Raw genomic sequence first — 19,675 nt, forward strand, 5'->3', positions numbered from 1 at the left:
GGCACAAACGATGCCGCCCGCTTCGCAGGAGCATTATCATTGATGTCGGACGACATTCGCGCTGACAACACACGGCCCTCTCCCGATGCCCTGCTCGAACAGGCGGAGCGCGAAACGCGTGGCCGCCTCAAGATATTTCTGGGCGCGGCTCCCGGTGTCGGCAAGACCTATGAAATGCTGATGTCCGGCAGAGCGCGCAAAGCCGATGGCGTCGATATGGTGATCGGCGTGGTCGAAACCCACGGTCGCCGCGACACCGAGGCCTTGGTCGACGGGCTGGAAGTCATCCCCCGCGCCCGCGTTGCCTATCATGGCCATGAACTGGAAGAGATGGACATTGACGCGGTGCTGGCGCGCCGTCCGCAGCTGGTTCTGGTGGATGAACTTGCCCATAGCAATGCGCCGGGCAGCCGTCACCCAAAGCGCTATCAGGATGTGGAGGAAATCCTCGCGCAGGGGATAGACGTCTACACCACGCTCAACATCCAGCATGTCGAAAGCCTGAACGATGTGGTGGCGCAGATCACGCGCATTCGCGTTCGCGAAACGGTGCCAGACAGTATCATTGACCGCGCCGACGATATCGAACTGATCGACCTCACGCCCAGCGATCTCATCAAGCGGCTCAATGACGGCAAGGTCTATCTTCCCAAGACGGCTAAGCGTGCCATCCGCAACTATTTCTCGCCCGGCAATCTTACGGCCTTGCGCGAACTGGCACTGCGACGCACCGCGCAGCGGGTGGACGAACAGCTTCTCACCCATATGCGCGCCCATGCCATCGAAGGTCCGTGGGCTGCGGGGGACCGTATTCTCGTTGCCGTTGATGAACGGCCACGCAGCGCATCGCTGGTGCGCTATGCGCGCCGTCTGGCCGACCGGCTGCGCGCGCCCTGGGCGGTCATTCACATCGAAACGCCGCGCTCGGCGAACATGTCGGAGGATGAAAAAGACCGGCTGTCAGCCACCATGCGCCTTGCTGAACAGCTTGGCGGCGAGCCGATCATCATACCCGGCCAGTCGGTGGCGGAAGACATTATCCGCTATGCCAGCACGCATAATTTCACGCAGGTGGTCGCCGGAAAATCCGCCAAGCCGCGCTGGCGCGAAATTGTCGAAGGTTCGGTCGGGCACGACCTGATCCGCCGGGCGGGCGCTATAGATGTGCACATCACGGCGGGCATCGACCAGGAGGCTGCCAGCACTGCCCGCAAGGTCAAGACTGCCGCACCATCGGCAAGCCTGCAAATTCTGCCCTATGCAATCGGCACGGCAGTCGTCGCAGCCGCGAACGGCGTCGGGCTGCTGCTCGACCAGTTTCTGGATGTTCGCAGTATAGCGCTGGTCTTCGTCGTCGGCGTGCTTGGCGTTGCGGTTACGCTAGGTCTGTGGCCAGCGCTGTTCGTTTCCATCATCAGCGCCTTCGCCTATAATTTCTTCTTCCTGCCGCCGCTTTACACGCTGTCCATTGCCGACCCGGAAAGCGTGGTGGCCCTCGTCTTCTTCCTCCTCGTCAGCTTTGTAGCCAGCAATCTGGCAAGCCGCGTGCAGCGTCAGGCGGCATCGGCACGGCAGCGCGCGCGCATGACCGAGGATCTTTATCTTTTCAGTAAGAAACTCGCCGGCACCGGCTCGCTGGACGATGTGCTTTGGGCAACAGCCTTCCAGATTGCGTCCATGCTGAAGGTGCGTGCGGTCATCCTGCTGCCGGAGCGCGAGAGCATCGCGGTGCGCGCCGGATATCCACCGGATGACACACTCGACGATGCCGATATCGCCGCTGCCCATTGGGCTTGGGAGCACAATTTGCCCGCTGGACGTGGTGCCGATACGCTGCCCGGCGCACGCCGTCTTTACCTGCCGCTGCGCACCGCGCGAACTTCGGTCGGCGTTATCGGTCTCGACAATGACCGTCAGGGGCCGATCCTCACGCCCGAACAGCAAAGACTGTTCGAAGCGCTGGCCGATCAGGCTGCCATCGCCATTGAGCGTGTGCAGTTGGTGGAAGATGTCGAGCGCGCAAGGCTGGCCGCCGAAACCGACAAGTTGCGCTCCGCACTTCTCACCTCGATCTCGCACGACCTGAAAACGCCGCTTGCGGCCATCATGGGTGCCGCCACCACCTTGCGCGAATATCACGGCTCTTTACCTGCTGAAGATCAGGCCGATCTTTATCAGACCATCGTGGACCAGTCGGAACGCCTCAATCGCTTCATCGCCAATCTTCTCGACATGACCCGCATTGAAGCGGGTGCTATGGAGCCGAACCTTTCTCCGCATTATATCGGCGATATTGTCGGTGCCGCCTTACACCGGGCCGCAAAAATTCTTGCGCGCCATGCGGTGCGCGTCTCGGTGCCCGCCGATCTGCCGATGCTGCGGCTGGATGCGGTTTTGTTCGAGCAGGTTCTGTTCAATCTCCTCGATAATGCCGCGAAGTACGCGCCGGAAGCCTCTGAAATTGCTATTGAAGCCCATATCAGCGGCACGCGGCTCATTCTGGAGATCGCCGATCAGGGGCCGGGCATTCCTGCCGATGACCGGGAGCGGATTTTCGACAGCTTCTATCGCGTTCGCAAGGGCGATCACGTACAAGCAGGCACGGGCCTTGGCCTCTCCATCGCGCGCGGTTTTGTCGAGGCGATGGGCGGCACCATTTCCGCTCGTAATCGCAGCGACCATGACCACAATCGGTCTGGCGCAGTCTTCGTCATCTCACTGCCGCTTCCCTCCGGCGACGCTGAAACGGAAACAACGCAATGAATACGCAAAGCGTCAAAGTGCTGATCGTCGATGACGAACCGCCAATCCGTAAGCTCCTACGGGTCGGGTTGACCACAGAAGGCTATACGACCGTTGAGGCGGCCAATGCCACTGAGGCGATGGAGAAGATCGAGGCTGAAAGCCCTGACCTTGTGCTGCTCGACCTTGGTCTGCCGGATATGGACGGCCATCGACTCCTGCTGCAATGGCGGCAGGAAGGGCGCAACCTGCCCATCCTCATCCTGTCGAGCCGCACCGACGAGGTGGGTATCGTCAAGGCGCTGGAACTCGGCGCCGATGATTATGTGACCAAGCCCTTCGGCATGCGCGAACTTGCAGCGCGCATCCGCGTCGCGCTCCGTCACAAGCTACAACAGCAGGGCGAAAAGCCGATTTTCCAGAGCGGCGGTCTTTCGGTTGATCTGGTACGGCGCATCGTCAAGGTCGATGGTAACGACATCAAGCTGTCGCCCAAGGAATATGACATTCTCCGCCTTCTGGTGCAGCATGCAGGCAAGGTTCTGACCCATCAGTATATTCTCAATCAGGTCTGGGGCCCGGCGGCAGATGTGCAATATCTGCGCATCTATGTACGTCAGCTTCGGCAGAAGATCGAAGCCCTGCCCGACCAGCCGCAATATATTCTCACCGAAACCGGTGTTGGCTATCGCCTGCGCGAAGCGGACGCCCTATAATCAGAAAGACGCTGAGAAAACCGGTAACGGAGGTATTCGATGGTCGAGCTGACGAACAATCTGGACAATCTGGAATTCATCATTGCGAAGGCGCGCGAATATGACGTTCAGGTGCCTGCGGTGGACGAAGACTCCGGTTCCAATCCCGGCGACGACAGAGACGTCGATATTCTCGATGCTTCGCTCGACAATCCGACCCGGAAAGAGCTTTTCGCCGCCATACGCTCCCTGAATGAAGACCAACGCATCGAATTGCTTGCCTTGATGTGGGTTGGACGCGGCGATTTTTCGCCCGAAGAATGGGATGAGGCGTTATCCACGGCAAGCGACCGCCATAACGGGCGCGAGGCAAAATACCTGATCGGAACGCCGCTTCTGGGTGATTATATCGAGGAGGGCCTTGTATCGCTCGGCATTGATGTCGAAGCCTACGATAATGAATAAGAAAAATTGATGATTCCATCCGTCCTTCTGTTTTGACGCTGCCATATCCGGGCATTAAGGTTGCGCGCAAATGCAAACCGGTTCGATTTGGACCGGCTTGTAAAAGAACATATGGGAATTCAAAACCGACGGAGGAATGCGCCATGCTTCAGAAGAACCTGGTTCAGAAAACGGATTTTTACATCGACGGCGCCTGGCGCGCTCCAATCGACGCCAAGAGCATCGAAGTCGTTAATCCGGCCAATGAAAAGCCTTATGCGGTGATCTCGGGCGGTTCGGCTGCCGATATCGATCTCGCTGTAGCTGCAGCGCGCAAGGCATTTCCCGCTTGGGCCGAAACGCCAGCGAAAGAGCGTATCGCCTATATCCGCCGTATCGCAGAAATTTACGATTCCCGCATGGATGAAATGGCCAAGGCCATTTCGCACGAAATGGGTGCGCCGATTACGCTTGCGCGTGAATCGCAAGCTGCCGTTGGCGTGTCGCACATCAAGGCTTTTGTCGCCGCCTTCGAGAATTTCGAGTTTGAAGAAATTCTTTCTCCTAAATTTCCAAACCAGACCATCGTGCATGAACCTATCGGCGTTTGTGGGCTGATCACCCCGTGGAACTGGCCGATGAACCAGATTGCGCTGAAGGTCATTCCCGCGATTGCGGTTGGCTGCACGGTCGTGCTCAAGCCGTCCGAAATTGCGCCGATGTCGGCCATGCTGTTCGCCGAATTTGTCGATGCAGCCGGTCTGCCAAAGGGCGTGTTCAACCTCGTCAATGGCGAAGGCCCGGTGGTCGGCGAAGCCCTGTCGCAGCACCCGGATGTGGACATGATGTCCTTCACCGGCTCGACACGCGCAGGCACAGCGGTTTCCCGCGCTGCCGCGGCAACCGTCAAGCGCGTTTCGCTGGAACTCGGCGGCAAGTCGCCAAACATCGTCTTTGCCGATAGCGATCTGGAAAAGACCATCGAGCGCAGCCTCGCCCATTGCTTCGAGAACACCGGTCAGTCCTGCAATGCGCCGACGCGCATGCTGGTTGAGCGCTCGGTCTATGACAAGGCCGTCGAATTCGCGAAGAAGGTAACCGAAGGCACCAAGGTCGGTGATCCTGCGGAAGAAGGCGACCATATCGGACCGCTTTCCTCGTCGATCCAGTTCGAGAAGGTCCAGAAGCTCATCCAGAAGGGTATCGACGAAGGTGCACGCCTCGTTGCTGGCGGCACGGGCCGTCCGGACGGCTTCACGGAAGGCGACTTCGTCAAGCCGACTGTCTTCGCCGACGTGAACAACGACATGACCATCGCGCGCGAAGAAATCTTCGGGCCGGTGCTGGCCATGATCCCGTTTGAAACGGAAGAAGAAGCCATCGCCATCGCCAATGACACGCCTTACGGTCTGGCCGCCTATATCCAGACCGGCAGCCCGGAACGCGCCAAGCGCGTTGCGCGCAAGCTCCGCGCTGGCATGATCCAAATCAACGGCACGTCCCGCGCTCCGGGCAGCCCGTTTGGCGGATACAAGCAGTCGGGCAATGGTCGCGAAGGCGGCAAGTGGGGTCTTGAAGACTTCATGGAAGTGAAGCTCATCAGCGGCTGATTTTGACCAGCAGATGTTAAACATGAAAAAGCGCCGCTAAACGGCGCTTTTTCTTTATAAAACTTGCTCTTCAAACCGGAAAGTCAAGCAACCGGCGTGGATGGCAACAAGGCCTGCAAGGCATCGTAGCATGCCAGCACCGTTTCCATTTGCGCAGTGTGGCCTTTAACGAAAGCGCTGCCATAGATCGTCTCATCCGGATATTCCGTGATGAGCGTCAGCGGCACCGTATGGCGGTCATCGACACCGACAAGGCACGGGAAACCGTTGATAATGCGGAAGCCCGTTTCGCCTGCATGTTGCTCGAAAAGCCTGATCTGGGCGTTATTATAGGCAACCAAACCGTCAATGGCGGCCAGATGTTTTGTCACGCGGTCGATCAGTTCTTCTGCTTCCTTTTCCCAGGAGGCATGGTGGCGAATGATCAGGAAAAAGCCCTTCGGCAGCGTCCACATGGCAAAGGAACGCGGCACATAGCCGGAGAGCGGGCGCGTCCATTCATGCGACGGATAACCGTGCAGGTTGACGTGCAGTTTCGCATCAGTCCGCTTTTCCGCCTCGACGCGAATGGCTTTTTCGTAAAGCCCCTCGCCGCTGCGATATTCCAGATCGTCACCCAGCGCCGTATAGCGCGCGGCGTGATGCATGTGATGCGGCTGAAGTGCGCAAAGCCGTTTGTGTATCTCGTATCCGTCCGGGTTTTCCTGCGGAGAGATCGTGAAATGCGTGCCCTCGCGCGCCACAAGCCGGTTGGCCGCGCGCAACGCGCCAACAACACCTGTCGTTTCATTGGCGTGCTGCCCGGCGCTGATCATCATCGCGGCATCGCTGCCCTTGCGATACGTCGCGCGCACCGTTCTGCCAGAGCGGGTTCTGGCGTCGAATGGCTCACCGCCAAGTCTGGCAATTTCACGACGGATCTGATCGGCGGAAAGCGGCGCTTGCGCCGTTTCCAGAACCTGCTCTGCAGTCAATGCATCATCGGTGGAAAGCGGTCGCATTTCCACTTTGACTGACGGTTCGGCATCGCGGAAGCGGACTTCCGGCACGATCTGGCCCGGTTGCAAGCCACGGTCACCGACCGGGCGGCCGGACTTTTTCTGAAAGACTTCCAGCAGCGAGAAATAGATATCCTCGTGCATGGCCTCGGTCAGGCTCAGCGTCTCCTCATCGTAAGGCAGGCGGCGGTCGGTGATCGGCAGACTGACGGCGATGTTCAGCTCATCGAAATAAGGTTCACCACGCTTCCAGTCATGGGCGGCGATGGTCGAGACAGTGTCATGAAACAGCTTTTCATACGAAGTCTCATAGCGCGCGCTTTCTGTCTTGCCGTCCTGCGTGACAGTCAGCCAGCCGGTTGGCGAGACCAGTGTTTCGCCGATGAAATCCACATGCACGCGGTTCGGCGCAAAAACCCGATGGCTTTCGCTATGGCCATCCGCAAAGACCAGATCGACTTCATAATGAAAATCGTCTTTGCCCGAAGCTGCGAAAGTCACCTCTGCCTCCGGCAGCAACGCAGACAAGGGATAGGTTTCGAGCAGAAAACGGTTCTGTACGCAAGCCTCATGACGCGGATAACGGATCACCGCCGACTTCAGCGCCGCGCCATCCACTTCCTCCAGAAAGAAATGCAGAAGCGGCTTGTAAGCCGAATGCAGCCGCGCCTCGACGCCTGCTTCACGCAACTTCGTTTCGGCAGCAAAGCGGCTCGGCTGATCATCGAACAGCCATGCTTCCACCTTCGCGCCGCGCATTTCCGGTTTCAGAAAGTGCTCGACAAGCGCATGAACGGTGCGCGGATAGGTTTTCTCATAAAGCACGCTCATCGGGAAGTCCTGCCAGTTGGGTCGAGGCTGTCACGCAGCCAGTCGCCAAGAAGATTGAGACCAAGCACGGTGAAGAGAATGGCGAGGCCCGGGAAAATGCTCACCCACCATGCGGTCTGGAGATAGGTGCGCCCGTCGGCCAGCATGCCGCCCCAGCTTGGAATGGTCGGATCGACACCAAGGCCGAGGAAGGTCAGGCTCGATTCCAGCAAAATATTATTGGCCACATTGAGCGTCATCAGCACGATGACCGGACCGAGCAGGTTCGGCAGCAGATGCTGGAAGATGATGCGCCAGTCCTTCACGCCGATAGCGCGAGCAGACAGGATGAACTCGCGCTCGCGCAACGACAGCACCGAGCCGCGCACCAGTCGCGCATATTGCACACATTGCGAGACGATCAGCAGGATGATGGTGTTGAACAAGCCACCGCCCAGAATGGCCATCACCGTGATGGCAAGCAGGATGAACGGCATGGCCAGCTGAACATCGACAAAGCGCATCAGCGCCATGTCCCAGAAGCCGCGATAATAGCCGGCAACGAGACCCATGATCGTGCCGATGACCACGGAGCCGATCACCGAAACGAAACCGACAAACAGCGAAATCTTGCCGCCCGTGATAACCCGCGCCAGCACGTCGCGGCCCAGCGGATCTGTGCCGAAAACATGGGCCGGATTGACGAATGGCGGCGTCAGGCGCGCCAGAAGATCAATCTTGTTGGCGCCGCCCGGAAACAGATAGCCGGAGAAAATCACGGCCAGACAAATGCAACCGGTCAGCACGACGCCGACAATGAATTCGAGGCTCGCAAAACGCGAAAACAGAACGGATGAGGTCTTGGTTGCCATGGGTCCTACTCCGTGCGGATACGCGGATCGACAAGGCCATAGGCGATGTCCACGAGAAGATTGACGCCGATGATCAGCATGGAAAGGATCGCGATGGTGGCCTGCAAGACAGGATAATCGCGCCCGGCCACAGCGTCGAAGGCAAGCGTGCCCATGCCCGGCCAGTTGAACACGCGTTCCACCACGACGATACCGCCGAGCAGACCGCCAAACTGAAGGCCGAGATAGGTGATCAGCGGGATGGCGCAATTGCGCAGCGCATGCTTGTAGAGCACCTTGTTCTCGCTCAGCCCCTTAGCCCGTGCCACCATGATATATTGCGATTGCAGCGTCTCCAGCATCGCCGTGCGCACAAGGCGGACATTGGTCGCGGTCAGAATGATGCCCATGGTGAGCGCTGGCATGATGAAGCTTGCAATGCCGCTCATGCCGCTTGGCGGCAGCCATTGCAGCGTGATGCCGAACAGCAGCACCAGCATGGTTGCCAGCCAGAAATTCGGGAAGGACAGACCCACCAGCGAGCAGATACGGATGAGCTGATCGGCCCATTTTCCACGCGACACCGCAGCCTTGATGCCAAGTGGAACGGAAATCACGATGGAAACGAACAGGGAGGCGAAGGCCAGCATCAGCGTGGCAGGCAGAGCGCCGGCCACGAGCGTGGAAACCGGCGTGCCGCCAAGGAAACTGCGCCCCAGATCCATCGTGAACAGTCCCTTGAGGAACTGCCAATATTGAACGAAGAACGGCTGGTTGAGACCGAGACCTTCGCGGATGCGTGCGAGGTCGGCTTCGGTGATGCTGCCAGCACCCTGCGTCAGCATCAATGCCGGATCGCCTGTCAGGCGGACCGCGAAAGCGACAAGCAGCGTCATCGCGACAAGCACGAACAACGCCTGCAAAATTCGTTTGATCAGAAATCCGGCCACCAGTGCGCCTCCGAAATGCTGCGGCAAGCCGGTCATATCCGGCTTGCCGTATTGTCATTCTTGCTTATTCGACAGTGACGTCCGTCAGACGCAGACGGCTGTCAGGCACCGGCACGAAGTTCTTCACGCGCTTGTTGACGCCGAAGATTGCCTTGAGGTTGTAGAGCGGCATTTCCAGTGCGCGATCGGCTGCGTAATGCGCGATTTCCTGCAGGAGCTTCTCACGTTCACCGCGATCAATAACCGAGCGCTGCGCCTCCAGCATCTTGTCGAGCTTTTCGTCCTTGTCGTACGGGTTCCACTTTTCACCCGAATGGTACATGGAATAGGCGGTGTTATCATAGTCGAAGGTCCAGCCGCCCCAGGCCTGCTGGAACATCGCGCCGGTCTTGCCCTGCGGGATGATATCGTTCAGCAGAACATTGGTGTCGTAAGGCTTGATGGTTGCATTGACGCCGACCATCTGCAGGAAGCTTGCGATAACCTGCGCCACTTCATTGAAGCTTGCATCCTGACCGCGCACGTCGATCTGTACAGTTGCGCCGGGCTGAACGCCCGCTTCTTCTAGCAGCTTCTTCGCGCCTTCCGGATCGTAAGGCAGCGGCTTCATGTTCGGGTCGAAGCCGAAGGACAGCGAACCCTGAAAACTTGCAATCGGCTCTGCCTGACCTGCCAGAATGGACTGGATGATCGCGTCGCGATCAACCGCCATCGTCAGCGCCTTACGCACGCGCTCGTCCTTGGTGATGCCGTCAGCTGTGTTGAAACGCAGGGCATAGACCGTCGGGCCAGCCGTTGTGACGAGTTCCAGCTTCGGATCGCTCTGAATGGTCGGGATCATGCCAATCGGAATGGTCGGCGGGATGACCAGATCAACGCGACCGGCCTGAAGCTCGGCAACAGCGGTCGAAGGCTCGGTGATAAAGCGATATTCGAGTTCGGAAAGCTTCGGCGCGCCGCCCCAATGATCGGCGAACGCCTCAAGCTTGATGTTGACCTTCGGCTCATAGGAAACGAATTTGAACGGTCCGGTGCCGACCGGATGGGTGTTGAAATAGTCGTCACCCTTTTCCTGAATATATTTCGGCGGAACGATCATGCCGCCATAACCAGCCAGCTTGGTGATGAGGACTGGGTCCGGTGCCTTCAGATGAAAATCGACGGTCTTGTCGTCGATGACTTCCACCTTCTCGATGGCAATATAGTTGGAACGCTGCGGGCCTTTCGCGCCCTCGTCACCGAGCAGGCGATCAAAGGTGAACTTGACGGCTTCGGCATTGAACGGTTCGCCATTATGGAACTTGACGTTCTCGCGCAGATGGAAGCGGATGCGCTTGCCGTTATCCAGCTCTTCCCACGAGGTTGCCAGTGCCGGAACGATCTTGAGGTCCGGTCCGCGATAGACGAGACCATCGAAAATATTGGTAGCGACAGAAGCCCAGTTGACGAGGAAAGTGTCGATCGGATCCCAGCTGCCCGGGTCCTGCGGCGACGAAACGGTCAGCTTTCCGGCCGCGAAAGCCGGAGCAGATGCAAACACTGCCGCCGAGAGAGCGGAAGCCATGAGAACGGCTTTAAGTGTTTTCCTTATCATTGTTTTTCCCCTTTGGGTTTCTGTTGAACTTTGTGCGTCAGGCTGTTTCGGCCACGAAATGCCCGGTTGCGACCTCGCGATGGCGATAGATCGGCGGCTTGTCATCGATCCGGCGCGTTGTGCTTGGAATTTCACCTTCCAGCGCAGGCCGGTTGGTGCGCGCCAACGGATCAGCAATCGGCACAGCCGAGAGAAGCCGCTTCGTGTAGTCATGCGATGGTGTTTCGAAAACCTGCTGCCGCGAGCCGAGTTCCATGATCTGGCCAAGATAAAGCACAGCCACACGATGGCTCATCTTTTCGACCACCGCCATGTCGTGGCTGATGAAGAGATAAGCCAGCCCCTGCTCTTTCTGCAGGTCCATGAACAGGTTGATGACCTGCGCCTGAATGGAAACATCGAGCGCCGACAGAGCTTCGTCGGCGATGATGAGCTTTGGCTTGGAAGCGAGCGCACGCGCTATGCAGACGCGCTGGCGCTGACCGCCGGAAAATTCGTGCGGATAGCGCTTCGCATGTTCCGGGCCGAGGCCAACCCGCTCCAGCAATTCGGCCACGCGCGCATTGATTGCCTTGTCATTGTCGAGAAGGCCATGCGTGCGGATCGGTTCCGCAATGGAAAAGCCGACCGTCTTGCGTGGATCGAGCGACGCGAACGGGTCCTGGAAAATATACTGCACTTCACGGCGCATGGCATAACGCTCGGCAGCGCTCATGGCCGAATAGGCCTTGCCGTTGAAGCGAATATCGCCGGAAAGCGGCGTCTGCAATTGCTGGATGGTGCGCCCAATGGTCGATTTTCCCGACCCGGATTCACCGACCAGCGCCAGCGTTTCGCCCGGATAAATATCGAATGCGACCTTCGACACCGCGTTGCAGACATGCGTGACCTTGCCGAACAGGTTCTTCTTGATCGGAAAGCGCACGTAAAGATCGTCCACCGACAGCAACGGCTTGTCGCCATAACGCGCCGTGTCTTGAATGCGCTCCTCACCCGTCAGAACAGGCACGCCATCGCGCATGGTCATGACCGGCATTCGCTTCGGAAAGGCTTCGCCCGTCATGCTGCCAAGCTTCGGCACTGCCGACAGCAACGTCTTGGTATAGGCATGTTCCGGCTTCGAGAAAATCTGCCCGACCGGGCCTTCTTCCACCTTCCTGCCTTTCCACATGACGACGACATCGTCGGCCATTTCCGCCACCACGCCCATGTCGTGCGTGATGAAAATTACCGCCATTTCAAGCTCTTGCTGCAAATCTCTGATAATGTGCAGTATCTGGGCCTGAATGGTCACATCGAGTGCGGTCGTCGGCTCATCAGCGATCAACAGTTTCGGACGGCAGGCAAGCGCCATGGCGATCATGACGCGCTGGCGCATACCACCGGAAAGCTGATGCGGATAGCGCTTCAGAAGCCCTTCCGCATCCGGCAGCCGCACCATTTCCAGAAGCCGCTTCCCCTCGGCAAGCGCCGCCTGCTGGGTCATGCCTTCATGCAGCATCAGCACTTCGGATAGCTGGTTGCCGATGGTGAAAACCGGATTGAGTGACGTCATTGGCTCCTGGAAGATCATGGCGATCTCCTTGCCGCGAATGCCCCGCATTGTCTTCTGATCGGCCTTGAGCAGATCGCGCTCGCCAAACAGAATGCGGCCGGACGGGAATTTCGCGCCGCTCATATCGGCAAGCCGCATGATGGAAAGCGACGTGATGGACTTGCCCGAACCGGATTCGCCCACCACAGCCAGCGTGCGACCGGGATGGACCGAGAAACTCAGATCGTCAACGACACGGCTCGCGCCAAATTCGACACTGAGGCCATCGACGGTCAGCAGAGGTTTTGAAACTGGTTCGCTCAACTCGGTTCCGCTCAAACTTTCAACCCTCTTAAAGTGTGATGGCAGACCGCGTGGCCTGATTGAATGCACCGGACATAAAGCGCAGAAGGGCAGCCACTTCGGAAAGCGTTTCTTCCGATGGGCGCGCATTGGCCGTGGAATCGACCAGAAGACGCTCACGAATTTGCGCATAACGCGCGCAGGCATCGGCGCCCTTGGCGGTGATCTTCACCGTCTTTTCCTTTGCCGCTTTGCCGGTCGTCAGCAAGCCGGCATTTTCAAGCTTGCGGATGGCATAGGTGGCAATATGCGTGTCTTCAATGTCGAGAACGAGGCAGATATCGGCAAGCTTCTTCTCACGGTCGCGGTGGCGGATCGAATGGAGAATCAGCACTTCGATGGGGGAAAGCCCCGGCAAGCCCGCCGCTGCCATGCAGCGGACCATCCAGCGTGAAAACGCATGCGATGCGAGAATGAGGCCGTATTCAACCTCGGACATGCCGGGCGAACCGCCTTCGGCCAGATGCGCGGACGAAACAATGGGGCCAATCGAGGCAACCGGGCGCAAATGCTTGGGCAGCGTGACTTCATCGAAGCCAGCCTCCTGCATTTCGTCTCCGGTTTTAGGCTCTTCCTCAAAAGCCTTATCTTTACCCATTTTGACGCTCCCGCTTTTATGTGAATTTTATGTCATCATCTTATCGACATTTTGTCAATAAAATGTGACTATCAATTTCAGAAGTGTTTTCAGAATACACAACTCAATGCATCTGGAATTTTGTGTGAGGGAGCCAGCGATGAGCGGAACGGGACGCGGAGTATGGGACTTCTGGATCGACCGCGGCGGTACGTTTACGGACGTCATCGGGCGGGATCCACAGGGCCAGCTCCATGCACGCAAGGTTCTCTCCGAAAACCCGTCTGCCTATAAGGATGCCGCCGTTCACGGCATTCGCCTGCATCTTGGCCTCAAGACCGGCGAAGCGGTTCCCGCCGGAATCATCGGCGAAGTTCGCATGGGCACGACGGTCGCGACCAATGCGCTTCTGGAGCGCAAGGGCGAGCGGCTGGCCCTTGTCACCACCAAGGGTTTTCGCGATGCGCTGCGCATTGGCTATCAGGAGCGCAAGAACATTTTTGCGACCGAAATCATCAAGCCGGAAGCGCTTTATGAAAAGGTCGTGGAGCTGAACGAACGCGTTCAGGCAGACGGCACGATTGAAACGGCGCTCGATCCCTCCGAGGCCGAAGCAGCATTGGTTGCGCTGAAGGAACAGGGCTACAAATCCGTCGCTATCGCCCTCATGCATGCTTATAAGTTTCCTGCGCATGAGGCTGAAATTGCTCGCATTGCGCGTGGTCTCGACTTTGAGCAGGTCTCCGTCAGCCACGAGGTATCTCCGCTGATCAAGCTGGTCGGGCGCGGTGACACTACCGTCGTCGATGCCTATCTGTCGCCGGTTCTCCGCCGTTATGTTGCGCAAGTGTCCAACGAGCTGGATGTCGAGCGCACCGGCGCGCGCGTCATGTTCATGATGTCGTCGGGTGGTCTCACGGCAGCCGATCTGTTTCAGGGCAAGGATGCAATCCTTTCCGGCCCGGCAGGCGGCGTTGTCGGCCTCGCCCGTACCGGCGAAACGGCAGGCTTCCCCAAAGTCATCGGCTTTGACATGGGTGGCACCTCCACGGACGTCGCGCATTTCGATGGCGAATATGAACGCGCTTTCGAAACCGAAGTTGCCGGGGTGCGCGTTCGCGCGCCCATGATGCTGATCCACACCGTTGCCGCAGGTGGTGGCTCGATCCTGCATTACGATGCCGGACGTTTCCGCGTCGGCCCGGATTCGGCAGGCGCCAATCCCGGCCCGGCCTGCTACCGCAATGGCGGACCGCTCGCCGTCACCGACGCCAATGTCATGCTGGGCAAGCTGTTGCCGGAATTCTTCCCGGCGATCTTCGGTCCCGAACAGAACCAGCCGCTTGATGTGGAGCGGGTGCGTGAACTCTTCACCGCACTCGCAACCGAGATTGGCGATGGCCGTTCGCCGGAAGCAGTTGCCGACGGCTTCATCCGCATTGCGGTTGCCAATATGGTCGAGGCGATCAAGAAAATTTCCGTCCAGCGCGGCTATGATGTGACACGCTATGCGCTCAACTGCTTTGGTGGCGCTGGCGGTCAGCACGCCTGCCTCGTGGCGGATGCGCTTGGCATGAAGAATATTCTCCTCCATCCGATGTCCGGCCTGCTTTCCGCCTATGGCATGGGTCTGGCCGATATTCGCGCCACCCGTCAAAAGGCGCTCGGCGTCGCGCTCGATCCGGCTGCCCCCACAGCCCTGAAGGAGTTGGGCGAAGAACTGGCGCAGGAATGCGTTACCGAACTTCTGACCCAGGGCATCGAGGCCGCAGCCGTACAGCGTCATCTGCGCGCGCATATCCGCTATGCGGGCACCGACACGGTGCTGTCCGTTGAGGCCACCTTCCCCACTGAGGACAATGCTGATCGTCTTCGCGCCGAATTCGAGGCAGCCCATAAGCGCCGGTTCGGCTTCATTGCGGAGAACAAGGCTCTTGTTATCGATGCCGTGGAAGTCGAGGCCGTTGGTGGTGGCGCAGGCGAGACCGAAAGCGCCCAATCGCTCGATAGCGATCTGGAAGCTGAAACCGCCAAGCGGACCCGCTTCTTCTCGCAAGGCGAGTTGCACGATGCGGGCGTCGTCTTGCGCGAGCAGATGCAGCGCGGCCAGACCGTTACCGGCCCGGCGATCATCATCGAAAAGAACCAGACCATCATTATCGAAGATGGCTGGCAGGCTCGCCTGACCGCGCATGACCATGTGGTACTGACGCGCATCAAGGCGCTGCCCGTGCGCACGGCCATCGGCACCGAAGCCGATCCGGTCATGCTGGAGATTTTCAACAATCTCTTCATGTCCATTGCCGAGCAAATGGGCGTGACGCTTCAGAACACTGCTTATTCGGTGAACATCAAGGAACGTCTGGACTTTTCCTGCGCGGTTTTCGACGCGGCAGGCAATCTTGTCGCCAATGCGCCGCATATGCCGGTGCACCTCGGTTCCATGGATGCGTCGGTCGCCACCGCCATCCGCGAAAACAGCGACATCAAGCCGGGCGATGTGTTCCTCATCAACGCGCCTTATAATGGCGGCACCCATCTGCCCGATCTCACCGTCTGCACGCCGGTTTTCGATGACGATAATCGTGAAATCCGCTTCTGGGTCGCAAGCCGTGGCCACCACGCCGATATTGGCGGCATTGCACCAGGCTCCATGTCGCCGCTTGCGGTCAATATCGAGCAGGAAGGCGTCTATATCGACAATTTCAAGCTGGTCGATCGCGGCACCTTCCGTGAAGAGGCGCTCGCCGCTCTGCTGACTGGCGCCACCTACCCTGTCCGCAACCTGACGCAGAACGTCAACGATCTGAAGGCGCAGATCGCCGCCAATGAAAAGGGCGTCGCAGAGCTGAAAAAGATGATCCGCCTTTTCGGCGAGGATGTCGTGAAAGCCTATATGGGCCATGTTCAGGACAATGCCGCCGAAAGCGTGCGCCGCGTGCTCGACAAGCTGCCGGACGGTCACTTCACTTATGAGATGGATCAGGGCTGCCAGATCGAGGTGCGCGTCACCATCGACAAGGAAAAGCGTGAAGCGACCGTCGATTTCACCGGCACGTCAGAACAGCGTTCCGACAATTTCAACGCGCCGGAACCCGTCACCCGCGCGGCTGTGCTCTATGTCTTCCGCGTGCTGGTCGAAGGCGACATTCCGATGAATGCAGGCTGCCTGCGACCGATCAGGATCGTCGTGCCGGAAGGCTCGATGCTCTCGCCGCAATATCCGGCGGCGGTCGTGGCAGGCAATGTCGAAGTCAGTCAGGCTGTCACCAACTGCCTGTTCGGCGCGACCAAGGCTATGGCCGCAGCACAAGGCACCATGAACAATCTGACTTTCGGCAATGACGAATATCAGTATTACGAAACCATCTGTTCCGGTGCGCCCGCCGGTCCCGGTTTCAACGGTGCCGATGCTGTGCACACGCATATGACCAATTCGCGCCTGACCGACCCGGAAATTCTGGAAACCCGTTTCCCCGTCTTGCTGGAAGATTTCCATATTCGCGAAGGTTCCGGCGGAAAAGGCAAATGGCATGCGGGCGATGGCACCAAACGCACGATCCGCGCCTTGAAGACGCTGGAATTTGCCATTCTCTCGGGTCATCGCCGCGTGGCGCCTTTCGGTCTCGAAGGCGGCGAAGCCGGTCAGACCGGTCGCAACGAAGTGCGCCGCAAAGACGGTTCTGTCGATGTGCTCGGCAATTGCGACCAGACTGTTCTGGAAGCAGGCGAAGCCTTTACCGTCATCACGCCGACCGGCGGTGGTTTCGGCAAGCCTGAGTAAATCATTCCCCTAACCATTCCGTTCCATCTGAAAATGCACCGCCGCCAGCTAAAATTCTGGCGGCGTTTTGCATTCAAACGAAGCAAAATCGGCCCGTGGATAGGAAGCAAGCGAATGCTTTTTCCACCCTTCCGATCCTCACTGGAAAATGTTAGAATTATTCACCCAAATTCGTCATATAATTAGGAACACATCCTAATAATTGTGCCTTAATGGTCGTTTTGGACGCATCTTTAGAATTAAATTTCTGCGATCAATAGAACATCAACCAGTTCACGGATACCGAAAATGAAATTCGCTCAGATCATCGCTACCGCAGGCATCATTCAGGCAGCTCTCTTCACCGGCGCAATGGCCGGGGAAAATCTCGACGCCATCAAGTCGGCGGGCGTTCTGAAGATCGGCACCGAAGGCACCTATGCGCCTTTCACCTATCACGACAAGGACAACAAGCTCGTCGGCTTCGACGTGGAAATCGGTGAAGCCGTGGCTGCCAAGCTCGGCGTCAAGCCGGAATTCGTCGAAGGCAAGTGGGACGGCCTGATCGCCGGTCTCGACGTCAACCGTTACGATGCCGTCATCAATCAGGTTGGCATCACCGAAGAGCGCAAGAAGAAGTTCAACTTCTCCAACCCTTACATCGTTTCCAAGGTTGTTCTGATCGTCAACGACAAGAACGACACGATCAAGGATTTTGCCGATCTGAAGGGCAAGAAGTCGGCGCAGTCGCTGACCAGCAACTACGGCAAAATCGCCAAGGAAGCCGGCGCGGAACTCGTGGCCACCGATGGTTTCGACCAGTCGATCCAGCTCGTTCTGACGGGCCGCGCCGATGCGACGCTGAATGACAGCCTGTCCTTCCTCGACTTCAAGAAGCATCAGCCGAAGGCTCCGGTCAAGATCGTGGCCGAGAAGGAAAACGCTGACGCTTCGGGCATCATCGTTCGCAAGGGCGACGACGATCTCGTTGCAGCGATCAACAAGGCGCTGGACGACATCAAGGCCGACGGCACCTACGACAAGATCGCACAGAAGTATTTCGGTCAGGACGTTTCCAAGTAAGCTCCTGAACGCCGGAAATAGAGAAGCCGGAACAGGATTCCGGCTTCTTTTTTGTGTATGTAGAAATTTATTCCGAATAAATTTTCAAGTTCGCTTTCCATAAACTGTATAAGATGAATGAACGTACCTTTCCGGTGCCTGATCATCTCGGTTTGAACCGACACTGCTTTTCGTTCCAAGGAGCCGAACCCGGTGCCTGACTGGCTACAACTCATGATCGAGTCACTTCCGACCCTTCTCTGGGCGGGGCTGATCTTCACCATTCCGCTGACCTTGCTGTCCTTCATCTTTGGTCTGGCGCTGGCGCTGTTGACGGCACTCGTGCGGCTTTTCGCACCGGTCTGGCTCTCGTCGATTGCGCGCTTCTATGTCTGGATATTCCGCGGCACGCCGCTGCTGGTGCAGCTTTTCGTGATCTTCTACGGCTTGCCGAGCATGGGCATCTATCTCGATGCATTCCCGGCAGCTCTCATCGGCTTCACGTTGAATGTCGGCGCCTATAGTTCGGAAATCATCCGCGCGGTCATCTCGTCCGTGCCCAAGGGCCAGTGGGAAGCCGCCTATTCCATTGGCATGAGCTGGCGTCAGGCGCTGATCCGTACCGTGTTGCCACAGGCCACCAGAATAGCCGTGCCGCCGCTTTCCAATACGTTCATTTCACTTGTGAAAGATACGTCGCTCGCCGCCGCAATCACCGTGCCGGAGCTTTTCCAGTCGGCACAGCGCATCGTCGCCACGACCTACGAACCGCTGATCCTCTATATCGAAGCCGCGCTGATCTATCTGGCGCTGAGTTCGGTTCTGTCTGCCCTTCAGGTACGGCTTGAGCGACGTTTCGGGCGTTATGGCGGCACGCTGGAGACAAACGCATGATCGAGCTGAAACATATCGTAAAGCGTTTTGACGACGCTGTGATCCTGAACGACATCAATGTCACCATCTCCGAAGGCTCGGTAACGGCTCTCGTTGGCCCGTCAGGCGGCGGCAAAAGCACGCTTCTGCGCTGCATCAACCTGCTTGAAGTGCCCACATCCGGCAGTCTGTCGCTGGGCGGACAAACGCTGACGTTTGAGCCGGGGCGCAAGCCAAGCTGGCAGGCGATCCAGTCCATCCGCCGCCAGACCGGCATGGTGTTCCAGAATTTTCAGCTGTTTCCGCATCAGACGGCGATCCAGAATGTCATGGAAAGCCTTGTCACCGTGCTGAAATGGCCAAAGGCCAAGGCCCGCGAACGCGCCATGGAACTGTTGCAGAAAGTGGGCATGGCGCATAAGGCCGACGCCTGGCCGTCGACCCTGTCCGGCGGACAACAACAGCGCATCGCGATTGCCCGCGCTCTGGCACCTTCGCCCCGCGTGTTGCTGTGCGACGAACCCACCTCGGCGCTCGATCCCGAACTTGCATCGGAAGTGGTGGATGTGCTGAGCAAGCTTGCCAAGGAAGGCACGACGATGGTGATCGCCACCCACGATCTGCGCCTTGCCTCCAAGATTTCCCAGAATGTGGTGTTTCTGGAATCCGGCAATATTGTCGAAACCGGCTCGGCACACGATGTTTTCACGCGCCCGTCCCGTGAGCGTACCAAGCAGTTCGTCGCGACCATCAACGCCGCGCATAGTTACGACATCTGACCGACCATTTTGTCTTTCAGGAAAGGGCTT

General features: G+C 58.2%; 14 protein-coding genes. 8 read left to right on the forward strand and 6 right to left on the reverse strand.

What is annotated here, in order from left to right; genetic code table 11:
• Window positions 1-42 precede the first annotated feature (42 nt).
• The 4 genes from FGI60_RS08380 to FGI60_RS08395 all read left to right on the forward strand — a co-directional run bounded on the left by FGI60_RS08380 (window position 43) and on the right by FGI60_RS08395 (window position 5,491).
• Window positions 43-2,763, forward strand: a complete 2,721-nt coding sequence (locus FGI60_RS08380) for a sensor histidine kinase (protein ID WP_138784794.1) — start codon at window positions 43-45, stop codon at window positions 2,761-2,763.
• Window positions 2,760-3,458 carry a response regulator transcription factor gene (locus FGI60_RS08385; RefSeq protein ID WP_138784795.1) on the forward strand — a complete coding sequence of 233 codons (699 nt, stop codon included), beginning with the start codon at window positions 2,760-2,762 and terminating at the stop codon, window positions 3,456-3,458. The genes FGI60_RS08380 and FGI60_RS08385 overlap by 4 nt, the downstream gene beginning before the upstream one ends.
• A 39-nt stretch (window positions 3,459-3,497) precedes the next feature.
• The gene (locus FGI60_RS08390) at window positions 3,498-3,902 is read left to right on the forward strand and encodes a DUF3775 domain-containing protein (protein ID WP_078336835.1); all 405 of its coding nucleotides are present in this window, start codon (window positions 3,498-3,500) and stop codon (window positions 3,900-3,902) included.
• A 143-nt stretch (window positions 3,903-4,045) separates the two neighbouring features.
• On the forward strand, window positions 4,046-5,491 hold the full coding sequence (locus tag FGI60_RS08395; protein WP_078336834.1) for an aldehyde dehydrogenase family protein: 1,446 nt from the start codon (window positions 4,046-4,048) through the stop codon (window positions 5,489-5,491).
• An 83-nt stretch (window positions 5,492-5,574) separates the two neighbouring features.
• Here the strand turns inward: FGI60_RS08395 and FGI60_RS08400 are convergent, their stop codons facing one another.
• The 6 genes from FGI60_RS08400 to FGI60_RS08425 form a co-directional block, all read right to left on the reverse strand.
• Window positions 5,575-7,320, reverse strand: a complete 1,746-nt coding sequence (locus tag FGI60_RS08400; RefSeq protein WP_138784796.1) for a M14 family metallopeptidase — start codon at window positions 7,318-7,320, stop codon at window positions 5,575-5,577.
• Entirely contained in the window at window positions 7,317-8,171 is an 855-nt protein-coding gene (locus FGI60_RS08405) for an ABC transporter permease (protein WP_138784797.1), read from the reverse strand. Before FGI60_RS08405 ends, FGI60_RS08400 begins: the two co-directional genes overlap by 4 nt.
• 5 nt (window positions 8,172-8,176) lie before the next feature.
• The gene (locus FGI60_RS08410; RefSeq protein WP_113533509.1) at window positions 8,177-9,100 is read right to left on the reverse strand and encodes an ABC transporter permease; all 924 of its coding nucleotides are present in this window, start codon (window positions 9,098-9,100) and stop codon (window positions 8,177-8,179) included.
• A gap of 64 nt (window positions 9,101-9,164) precedes the next feature.
• Complete coding sequence (locus tag FGI60_RS08415; protein WP_138784798.1) at window positions 9,165-10,694, reverse strand: ABC transporter substrate-binding protein; 1,530 nt, start codon at window positions 10,692-10,694, stop codon at window positions 9,165-9,167.
• Between the two features lie 37 nt (window positions 10,695-10,731).
• On the reverse strand, window positions 10,732-12,567 hold the full coding sequence (locus FGI60_RS08420) for an ABC transporter ATP-binding protein (RefSeq protein ID WP_138784799.1): 1,836 nt from the start codon (window positions 12,565-12,567) through the stop codon (window positions 10,732-10,734).
• A gap of 13 nt (window positions 12,568-12,580) precedes the next feature.
• Window positions 12,581-13,189 (reverse strand): winged helix DNA-binding protein, encoded by a 609-nt coding sequence (locus FGI60_RS08425; RefSeq protein ID WP_171058735.1) that lies wholly within the window; start codon window positions 13,187-13,189, stop codon window positions 12,581-12,583.
• A 139-nt stretch (window positions 13,190-13,328) separates the two neighbouring features.
• Between FGI60_RS08425 and FGI60_RS08430 the strand changes: the two genes are divergently transcribed.
• From FGI60_RS08430 to FGI60_RS08445, 4 genes are all read left to right on the forward strand, one after another.
• Window positions 13,329-16,952, forward strand: a complete 3,624-nt coding sequence (locus FGI60_RS08430) for a hydantoinase B/oxoprolinase family protein (RefSeq protein WP_138784800.1) — start codon at window positions 13,329-13,331, stop codon at window positions 16,950-16,952.
• 288 nt (window positions 16,953-17,240) lie between these two features.
• The gene (locus FGI60_RS08435) at window positions 17,241-18,014 is read left to right on the forward strand and encodes an amino acid ABC transporter substrate-binding protein (protein WP_078336827.1); all 774 of its coding nucleotides are present in this window, start codon (window positions 17,241-17,243) and stop codon (window positions 18,012-18,014) included.
• Between the two features lie 192 nt (window positions 18,015-18,206).
• Window positions 18,207-18,887, forward strand: a complete 681-nt coding sequence (locus tag FGI60_RS08440; protein ID WP_138784801.1) for an amino acid ABC transporter permease — start codon at window positions 18,207-18,209, stop codon at window positions 18,885-18,887.
• Window positions 18,884-19,645: an amino acid ABC transporter ATP-binding protein gene (locus tag FGI60_RS08445; RefSeq protein ID WP_078336825.1), complete on the forward strand. Its 762-nt coding sequence runs from the start codon at window positions 18,884-18,886 to the stop codon at window positions 19,643-19,645. Before FGI60_RS08440 ends, FGI60_RS08445 begins: the two co-directional genes overlap by 4 nt.
• Window positions 19,646-19,675 lie beyond the last annotated feature (30 nt).

Source organism: Brucella haematophila, from assembly GCF_005938105.1.
GTDB lineage: Bacteria > Pseudomonadota > Alphaproteobacteria > Rhizobiales > Rhizobiaceae > Brucella > Brucella haematophila.